Below are 9110 nucleotides of genomic sequence, written 5' to 3' on the forward strand. Positions count from 1 at the left end.
GGTGGCGGCTCGATTTTACCGTTGGCGAGCTGGGCTGGTGCTTGAAGCGCCCTCCACATGTAAAGTGTCAATTCTTCGATCATTTGATCGACCTCACCCCACGCGAGGATCAGGCGACCAACGACCAATGCCGCCGCATCGCGTCTCAGCAATCGGATCTTCCCGTCCGTCATGACCGATAAGCCCCCTGAAGATGAACCTGGCGCTCAAGAGCGCTTTGACCGTGGTGTCGCGAACGCACTGCGGACGCCGCCGAAGCCGCACAAGGCGGCGGTTAAGGAACGAGTAAGCGACTCCACGGATTCAAAGAGAAAGGGCCGCAGCAAGCCCGCTAAGACCGCTGCGACCCCCTCCTAGGAAGTCTTACGACTTCTTCGGATAGCGGACGGTTTCGACTTCGGCGTCGCGGCGATGTTCAGCCTCCTTGCGGGGAATGAACTTGCCGTTGCCGGAGTCGCGACCGACCTTGCGCGTTTCGTACTTCAAGAAAATCACCTCCCCTCCGGGGCTGTAGCCCCGCCAAATGGGGCCGACACCGGAAGTCGGGCGCTCATGACGCACAACGAGCGCTGATATTCTAAATCGAGTCGGCCTTGCGCTGGAGTCGGCGTTTCGCCCGTATTTTCCGCGCCTTCTGCTTACGCGTGCGAGCTTTCGTTAGACCGCCGATAAGTCAGGCGCTTGCCGGTGGAGCCCTTGAGCATCAGATCGGCGCGGGCTGCGTCATCGACGCCCAGACCCGAGCGGTTGGAGTAGCGGAAATCGAACTCGTCCAGATAGCGCGACAGGTGCGCTTCCGAGACGTGGTGGAAGGTGCCGACAATCCCGCGCTTCAGGATCGAGAAGTAGTTCTCGACCGTGTTGCTGTGGTGGTGGCCCTGGCGGACGTACTCGCCAGCGGAGTGATCGACCGAAGAGTGTGACGCGAACTCGCGCCCGACGCTGCGATAGCCGGTGTGGCCGTCCGTCATCAGGTGAGACTTGCGGCTGGCGTTCGTCACGATGACGGTACGCAGGGTCTTCGCCGTGACGTTGGCGACGTGGAACGAACGCGCGGCGCCGTCGCGCTCGACCAGGGTCACGACCTTCTGCTTCAGGTCGGCTTCTAGATCGGGACGCAGGCGCTTTTTGGCGTGCTTGTTACCGACCTTGCCGCCGACATAGGTTTCGTCGGCCTCGATCACCTTGCCGGGGCCTCCCATGGGCTCAGGCGCGTCGAGGCGCATGGCTTCCCTGATCCTGTGGGCCATGAACCAAGCGGTCTTGTAGGTCACGCCGAGCGAGCGGTGGAGCTGGTGAGCGGAGACGCCTTTCTTGCCCGCCGCCATCATGCGGAACGCCAACATCCATTTGGCGAGGCCGATGTGGCTGCGCTCAAAGATCGTGCCGACAGTGACCGTGAACTTGGTGCGGCAGGACTTGCAGATGTAGGTGCCGGGCTTGGTGGATTTGCCGCCCAGCAGCGTCACCGCCGAGCACTCGCCGCAATGGGGGCAATACGCGCCATCGGGCCAGCGCTGCGCTTCAAGGTGAAGGCGGGCGGCTTCGTCGTCGTGGAAGATTTTGTCGGTCAAGTTCATGGGGTTGTTCCTTCCCCACCTTTATCGACCGTCTAGCCTGTTCCGTCAAGTATATAACTGCCGCTTGACGAGGAGAACAAAAGAAGATCACCTAAGGCGCAGCTTCGGTATTGTCTGGAGGAAATCGTGACGGCGCTCCTGGGCTATCTGTCGTTCGACGGCCGCATCAATCGCCGCCGCTATTGGCTCTTCGTCCTGTCGATCTTCGGGATCTTTATGCTCTGTGGGGTGCTGGCGGGGGTGATGGCGGCCATCCTTCCCATCCTTATGATTGTGCTGGTCCCGGTGTTTCTCGCCCTGATGTACGCAAGCCTCGCCAACGGCGCTCGAAGGTTGCACGACCGGGGCAAGTCGGCGTGGTGGCTGCTGCTGTTCGCCGGGCTGCCGCTGTTGCTGTCCTTGCCGGGCGAACTGACGCAGTACAGCCCCGACCAGGGCGCCCGGGCGGTCGGCGCCCTGTTTGCGCTTCTGGGGCTTCCGTTCTCGATCTGGGGCCTTGTCGAGATGGGTTGCCTGAAGGGCCAGACCGGTCCGAACCGGTTCGGGGAGGATCCCCTCCCACCGGCAGAGGTGGCGGCTTTCGTCTAGACGTGCTTGCCAGAAAGTGACGCCTGCGTCAGGTTCGGCGGCCAGGTAATCACCGATCAGGACCAAGCCGCGCCATGGATCGCTACGACTATATCATCATCGGGGCGGGCTCGGCGGGCTGCGTGCTCGCCAACCGGCTCTCCGAGGACGGCGACAAGACGGTCCTGTTGCTGGAGGCCGGCGGCAGGGACGGGGCCTTGATGATCAAGATGCCGGCCGGCGTCGGCGGGCTGATCAGCAAGAAGGGGCCGCAGAACTGGGGCTTCTGGACCGAGCCGGAGCCGAACCTCGACGACCGCAGGCTGTGGTGGCCCAGGGGCAAGGGCTGGGGCGGGTCATCGTCGATCAACGGCATGATCTATATCCGCGGCCACGCGCGCGACTATGACCAGTGGCGGCAGATGGGGCTGGCGGGCTGGGGCTATGCCGACGTGCTGCCCTATTTCAAGCGCTCGGAAAGCTTCGAGGGCGGGGCCGATCCGTGGCACGGCGGCGAGGGGCCGCTGAAGGTCTCACGCGCCGCCTCGCCCAACCCGATCTATTCGGCGAGCATCGCGGCGGGCGCTGAGGCCGGCCATCCGCTGACCGCCGACTTCAACGGTTTCCAGCAGGAGGGGTTCGGACCCTACCAGCTGACCATTCACGACGGGCAGCGGTGGAGCGCGGCGCGAGGTTACCTGCACCCGGCGTTGACGCGGGCGAACCTGACCTGCCTGACCGGGGCCCGGACCACGCGGATCGTCGTCGAGGCCGGCCGGGCGGTCGGCGTCGAGATCCATGACGAGAAGACCAAGTCCCGGCGGGTCATCCACGCGAACGCAGAGGTGCTGCTCTGCGCGGGCGCGGTGCAGTCGCCGCACATCCTGCAGCTGTCGGGGATCGGCGATCCGGAAGAGCTGTCGGCCCATGGGGTGCCGGTAGTCCACGCGCTGAAGGGCGTCGGCGCCAACCTGCAGGACCACCTGGACGTCAGCCTGAACTATGAGTGTCCCAAGCCGATCACGCTCTATTCCCTGCGCAAGGGCCTGATCCGGACCCTGGGCATCGGGCTTTCCTACCTGCTGTTCGGCAAGGGCATCGGGCGCGAGAACATGCTGGAATCCGGCGCCTTCCTGCGCTCGCGGCCCGATCTCGACCGGCCGGACCTGCAGATCCACACGGTGCTGGCGATCATGCAGGACCACGGCAAGGTGTCGGTGGCCAAGGACGGGTTCACCTTCCACGTCTGTCAGCTGCGCCCGGAATCGCGCGGGCGGGTGGGCCTGAAGTCCGCCGATCCGTTCGAAGATCCGGCGATCTTCGCCAACTATCTGTCGACCGAGGAGGACCGCCGGTCCTTGCGCCAGGGCGTGCGGATGATCCGCGAGGTCGCCGCCCAGCCGGCCCTGGCGGCCTATGTCAGCGCGGAATATGCGCCGGGGGTCGCGGTGCAGACCGACGCCGAGATCGACGCCTGGATCCGGCGCACGGCCGAGACCATCTATCACCCGGTGGGCACCTGCCGGATGGGGGCCGCCGGCGACCCCATGGCGGTGGTCGACGCGGAATGCCGCGTGCAGGGGCTGGCCGGCCTGCGGGTGGTTGACGCCTCGGTGATGCCGACCCTGGTAGGGGGCAACACCAACGCCCCGACCATCATGATCGCCGAAAAGATCGCCGACGTGATCCGCGGCCGGGCGCCGCTGCCGGCGGAAGAGGTTCCGGTCCACGGCGACGGGCTGAAGGCGGCGTGAGCCCGGCCCGGTCTTGCGTAATAGCCACCCTCCCCATGACGCGGACCACCGCTACTTCGCCGCCGGCTTGACCTCCAGCCGGAACGCCTTGTCGTCCTGAAGGACGAATTGCGCGGCGCTCTGGACGTCGGCGGCGGTGACCCTTTCGGTGCCGGGGATGATCTTGCGGATGAAGTCGATCCTGCGGGGATCGGCCTGGGCGCCGGAGAGCTCGGACAGCCAGTACTGGTTGGTCAGCCGCGAGCGTTGCAGGCCGTCCAGCCTGGGTTTCTTGGCGCGCGCCAGTTCGTCGGCGGTGATCGGCGTGGTCCGCAGGTCGGCGGCGATCTTCGCCACATCTCGGTAGAAGCCGTCGAGCCTGGCCGGGGGCACTTCGACGCTGGCGGCCAGATAGCCCCAGCCGGTCCAGGTCTGGCTGTGCTGATAGGTCACCGAGGGCGAATAGGTGGCGCCCTGCGCCTCGCGCAGCTCATCGATCAGCCGCAGTTCCATCACCTGGCCCATCACGTCGGTGTCGAGCGCCCGCTGCGGGTTGGCCCACAGGTCGGTGGTCGGCCAGGCGACGTAGCCCACCGCCTGGTCGGCGCGGCCCTTGTGGGTCAGGACCATCGGCGCCGCGGCGCCGGCGGGAAAGCCGACCTGGAGCTGTGCGGCGGGCAGGGGCGCGGCCGGGGCCCGGGCCGGCAGGGCGCCAAAGGTGCGGGCCACCGCCTCGGTGGCTTTTTCCACGGTGATGTCACCGACGATGACCACCTCGATGGGGTCGGACATCAGGTGCGGGGCGATCTGGGCCTGCAGGTCGCCAAGCTGGGCCTTGGCCAGCTCGTCACGGCTGGGGAAGGTGAAGCGGCGGTCGCCGGCGTGCAACAGGCCGGAAAGCTCGCGGTTGAGCACGCCTGAGTCGGTGGCTTCCATCTGGTCGTGGACGGTGCGGGCGCCGGTCTGCTGGCGACGGAACGCCTCGCCGCGCCAGCCCGGATCGGACACATAGGCGGCGAGCACCTGCATCTGGGTCTCCAGGTCGCCGGTGCGGGTGGCGCCACTGAGCACGAAGGCGTTCTCGCCCAGGCTGAAGCGCGCGCCATAGACCTGGGCCGCCAGCACGCGCTCGGTGTCCTCGTTGTCGATCTGCTTGAGCCCGCCCTCGATGAAGGCCCCGCCAAAGAAGGCCAGGCTCTGGCGATCCTTGGGCAGGGCGGCCAGGCCGTCGCCGATATTGACGCGGACCAGAACCTCGTCGTCGCGGAACTTGGTGGGCTTGATGGTCAGGCGCACGCCGTTCCCGAAGCGCATGAAGACGGCGTCGAGATCGGTGACGTCCTGCGTCTCGACCACCTTTCCGGGCGCGCCGAAGCTGGTGTAGGGCCAGACGACGGCGTGGGGTGCGGAGGGTGCGGCCACGGCGAGCTTTCGGGTGGCGGCGTATTCGGCCAGGATCGCGGTCTCGCCGCCGGCGATCGGCCTGGGCGAGGCCATGAACAGCAAGGGGCCCTCGCCGGTAAAGGCGGCCTTCAGGGCGGCGGAGACCGTCTCGGCCTTCAGACCCTTCACCGCGGCGTCGAAGAGGGCCAGGTCATCGGCGGGGCTGGTGACCACCTGGGCGTCATCCAGGGAGCTGACAATCTCGTCGGCGAGCGCAGCCGGCCGGCGGGTGGCGGCGCCGGCGACGGCGGCCTGGGCGGCGGCGCGCGCCTCGGCGATTTCGCGGTCGAGCTCGTCCTGGCGCACGCCGTACTGGACCGCGCGGCGCTGTTCGCGGTCGAGGGCGGCCAGCGCCTCGCGCCAGCCGTCCGGCTGGGCGGCGAGGTTGAGCATGGTCACCTCAGCAGACCGGCCCTGGTCGGTCTTGAACGCCACCGCGCCAAGGAACGGCGGTGTCGGCGAGCGCGCCAGGGCCGAGAGCCGGCGGTTCAGCACCGAGAAGCCCAGCTGCTCGATCACATCGGCGCGCCGCTTGGCCAGGCGGTCGGGACGCAGGTCCGGCGGGCGCACCCAGACGATCTGGGCGTTAAGCGCCGCGCCCGGCTCGATCACCAGCTTCGCCTCGGTCTTGCGGGGCGCGACCTTGCCGAGGTCGGGCTCGGGCCCGGCGGGCCCTTGCGCGACCCAGTCGCCGAACCGCGCGCGGATCTTGGCCTCAATGACAGCGGGGTCAATGTCGCCGGCAATCACCAGCACCGCGCGCTCGGGGCGGTAGTAGTGGCGATAGAAGTCGGCGATCAGGCTGGCCGGCGCGCTCTTCAGGACTTCCACCTTGCCGATCGGCAGGCGGGTGGGCATCAGCTGACCGCGGAGCAGGAACGCCTGGCGCGCCTTGAAGACGCGGTAGGAGGGGCTGTCGCTGGAGCGTTCCTCGGAGAGCACGACGCCGCGCTCGCGGTCGACGGCTGCCGGGGCGATGGTCAGTTCGGAGGCCGCCTCCCGCAGCAGCTTCAAGGCGGTGTCGACGGTCTCGTCGTCGGTCTTCGGCAGGTCGAGCTTGTAGACGGTCTGGTCGAAGGTGGTGGAGGCGTTGGTGTCGGCGCCGAAGGCCAGGCCCAGGCGCTCCAGGATCTTGACCATTTCGCCCTCAGGCACGGCCTTGGAGCCGTTGAAGGCCATGTGCTCGAGGAAGTGGGCGAGGCCCGCCTGTGCGTCGGTCTCCATCAGCGAGCCGGCGTCGAAGCGCAGGCGAATCGCGGCCTGCCCCGCCGGGATGGACTGGCGGCGGATGGCGTAGCGCAGACCGTTGGCCAGCACGCCGAAGCGGATGTCTGGATCGGCGCGGACGTCCGAGCCGGCCTGCGGCCAGGCGCCCGAAGGCGGACTCGCCGGCGCGGCGTGCGCCGCGGCGCCAAACCGCGGCAGGTGCGGAAAGTCGAGCGCGCGGACCGGGACGGACGTGAAGAGACAGAGCGCGGCGGCGAGCGCCAGGCTCGCGCGCAGGGTACGGATCATAGAAAAGTCCTGAAGTCGTCCGACAAGGGCTGGCACCATCGCCAAGCTCCATGGCGCGCTTAAGGCAAGATGGCGGCAAGGCAAGGCGGGCTTGAACCCAAGGAGAGGCGCTGTCGCGCGAGCGCGGCAAAGCGCCTAAATGAGGCCGATGACCGAATCGCGTTTCGAACAGACCCCGCCGCCGTCCGAACCCTGGTCCTCCGGACCTGAGCCCCGGCCGACGGGCCGCCCGGCGCGCGAGCCGGCGTTCAACGCGCCCTGGCAGGCGGTTGCGGTGGTCGTGCTGATCGTCGCGGGCTACGGGGTGCAGACGCTGTTTCCGATAGACGCGGTGGAGACGGCCTACGCCTTCGCCCCGGCCAACCTGGTTCCGGGACGCTGGGAGACGGTGATCACCGCCATCTTCCTGCACGGCAGCTGGTCCCACGCGATGATGAACGGGGCGTTCGCCCTGGCGTTCTCGACGCCGCTGGCCAGGTTGTTCGGGCCGAAGATCGAGGGCGCGCTGCTGTTCTTCGGGTTCTATCTCCTGACCGGGGTGCTGGCGAACCTGGGCTATGCGGGCGTCCATCCCGGCAGCCCGGCGCTGATCGTCGGCGCGTGGGGGGGGGTGTCGGGCCTTATGGGCGGCGCGGCGCGGCTGATCGGCAGCGCCGACGGCCGGCCGGGGCCGATGTTCTCCCGCTCGGTGCTGGGCATGGGCGGGGGCTGGATCGTCATCAACCTGATCATCGCCCTGTTCGGCGGGGCCTTCCTGCCGGGCTCGGGCAGCGCCGGCATCGCCTGGGAGGCGCACCTGATCGGCTTTGCCGCCGGCCTGCTGCTGATCGGTCCCTTCGCCCGCCTGGCGCCGCGCGCCTAGATTCGGGTCCGCAGCCTCACGCGGGCGTGCGTTGATGCGCCGCGGGTTCTGAGCGACGCTGCGCCCCCAGACACAGGTGGGAGCGGGAAAAACCGATGCTTGTCTCGCAGATTCTGAGGACCAAGGGCGACACGGTGTTCACCGTCAGCCCGTCGGAGACCATCGCGGCGGTGGCGGCGCTGCTGCATTCCCGGCGCGTAGGCGCGCTGGTGGTGCTCGACGCCGAGCGGGTGGCGGGCATCGTCTCCGAACGCGACGTGGTGCGCGCCATGGCCGAGGGCGGGGGCTCCGCGCTCGAAAAGCCGGTGTCGGCGGTGATGACCCGCGACGTGCTGTTCGCCCAGCCGGGCGAGACGGTCGATTCGCTGCTGGCCCGGATGAGCGACCGGCGCATCCGCCACCTGCCGGTCTGCAAGGATGACCGCCTGGTGGGCATCGTTTCCATCGGCGACCTGGTGAAATGGAAGATCTCCGAGGTCGAGGCCGAAGCCGATGGGCTGAAAGCCTATATCGCGGCGAGCTGAACCGCCGAATCACACCCTGACGCCGCTGCGCGGCCAGCGTCTCGCGCAGGGTGCGGCGCGCCAGGCCGGGGGGAGTCCCCGGGCGTGATCGCCCGGCCAGAGCTGACGCGCGGCGTCAAGGCTCAAGGGGCCCCAGGGCCGCGGGGCGCGCTGCAAGACCAGGCTCCTCGCCGCGGAAAGGTCCTCCGCCGCAAGACGATGATTGACAGTCCCCCGACCGCCCCCTAGATAGCGCCTCCCGCTCGGGCGGGCCGGTTTCGAGGCGCTTTGGAAGGGGCGAAATCCCCCCTTGCATTTCTCTTCGAAATGGATATTTTCCCGAGCCTCAATCGAATCGCTACCGACTGTACGAGGGTTGCCCCTCCGGCGGCCCGGTGTGGTTTTTGCGCCATTTTCCGGAGCGATCCGGGCGGCGGCGCGAAAGTCCGAAAGGACCGATTGACACCCAAGAGACCGGCAACTAGATAGCCGCCTCCGCCGACCACCGGCGCTAAACAGTGGGACCGGCGAAAGTCGGTCAGGTCTTTGACATCGTTGAATTGGAAAGAGAAACGCAGGCGGCGGTGTCCTGGCGGTTACCCTAACCAGGTAACCTCGACACTGACGAACTTGCGGTCTCTTGAAGACAATACCATGAATATCAATACCCTGGGGCTTCGGCTCTCGGGCATCGATGTGAATGGGAACTCGTCAAGAAATACGCAGACTATACGCCAACCAGTTCTTCGGAATTGGGGACGCTATAAGTCAGTGCTCAACTCAACCTGAGAGTTTGATCCTGGCTCAGAGCGAACGCTGGCGGCAGGCCTAATACATGCAAGTCGAGCGCACCTTCGGGTGAGCGGCGGACGGGTGAGTAACGCGTGGGAATGTGCCCTTTGGTACG

The 9110-nt window shown here is 67.5% G+C and carries 7 protein-coding genes and 1 rRNA gene; 5 read left to right on the plus strand and 3 right to left on the minus strand.

Going from position 1 to position 9110, the window contains the following annotated elements; all coding sequences use genetic code 11:
• Window positions 1–363 precede the first annotated feature (363 nt).
• The gene (locus RMN86_RS06205) at window positions 364–486 is read right to left on the minus strand and encodes a hypothetical protein (protein WP_309604963.1); all 123 of its coding nucleotides are present in this window, start codon (window positions 484–486) and stop codon (window positions 364–366) included.
• Window positions 487–638: 152 nt separating this feature from the next.
• Window positions 639–1580 (minus strand): IS1595 family transposase, encoded by a 942-nt coding sequence (locus tag RMN86_RS06210; RefSeq protein WP_309604964.1) that lies wholly within the window; start codon window positions 1578–1580, stop codon window positions 639–641.
• A 126-nt stretch (window positions 1581–1706) separates the two neighbouring features.
• On the opposite strand from RMN86_RS06210, the gene RMN86_RS06215 reads away from it, so the two are divergent.
• Both RMN86_RS06215 and RMN86_RS06220 read left to right on the plus strand, forming a co-directional pair.
• On the plus strand, window positions 1707–2168 hold the full coding sequence (locus RMN86_RS06215; RefSeq protein ID WP_309604965.1) for a DUF805 domain-containing protein: 462 nt from the start codon (window positions 1707–1709) through the stop codon (window positions 2166–2168).
• A gap of 74 nt (window positions 2169–2242) precedes the next feature.
• On the plus strand, window positions 2243–3901 hold the full coding sequence (locus RMN86_RS06220; protein ID WP_309604966.1) for a choline dehydrogenase: 1659 nt from the start codon (window positions 2243–2245) through the stop codon (window positions 3899–3901).
• Window positions 3902–3952: 51 nt separating this feature from the next.
• On the opposite strand, the gene RMN86_RS06225 is transcribed toward RMN86_RS06220, so the two are convergent.
• The gene (locus RMN86_RS06225; RefSeq protein ID WP_309604967.1) at window positions 3953–6838 is read right to left on the minus strand and encodes an insulinase family protein; all 2886 of its coding nucleotides are present in this window, start codon (window positions 6836–6838) and stop codon (window positions 3953–3955) included.
• A 148-nt stretch (window positions 6839–6986) separates the two neighbouring features.
• On the opposite strand from RMN86_RS06225, the gene RMN86_RS06230 reads away from it, so the two are divergent.
• The 3 genes from RMN86_RS06230 to RMN86_RS06240 form a co-directional block, all read left to right on the plus strand.
• Window positions 6987–7700, plus strand: a complete 714-nt coding sequence (locus RMN86_RS06230) for a rhomboid family intramembrane serine protease (protein ID WP_309604968.1) — start codon at window positions 6987–6989, stop codon at window positions 7698–7700.
• Window positions 7701–7795: 95 nt separating this feature from the next.
• Window positions 7796–8224 carry a CBS domain-containing protein gene (locus tag RMN86_RS06235; protein WP_309604969.1) on the plus strand — a complete coding sequence of 143 codons (429 nt, stop codon included), beginning with the start codon at window positions 7796–7798 and terminating at the stop codon, window positions 8222–8224.
• 760 nt (window positions 8225–8984) lie between these two features.
• Window positions 8985–9110 (plus strand): 16S ribosomal RNA (locus tag RMN86_RS06240); the annotation flags it as partial.

The sequence above is a fragment of the Phenylobacterium sp. genome (assembly GCF_031360265.1).
Lineage (GTDB): Bacteria > Pseudomonadota > Alphaproteobacteria > Caulobacterales > Caulobacteraceae > Phenylobacterium.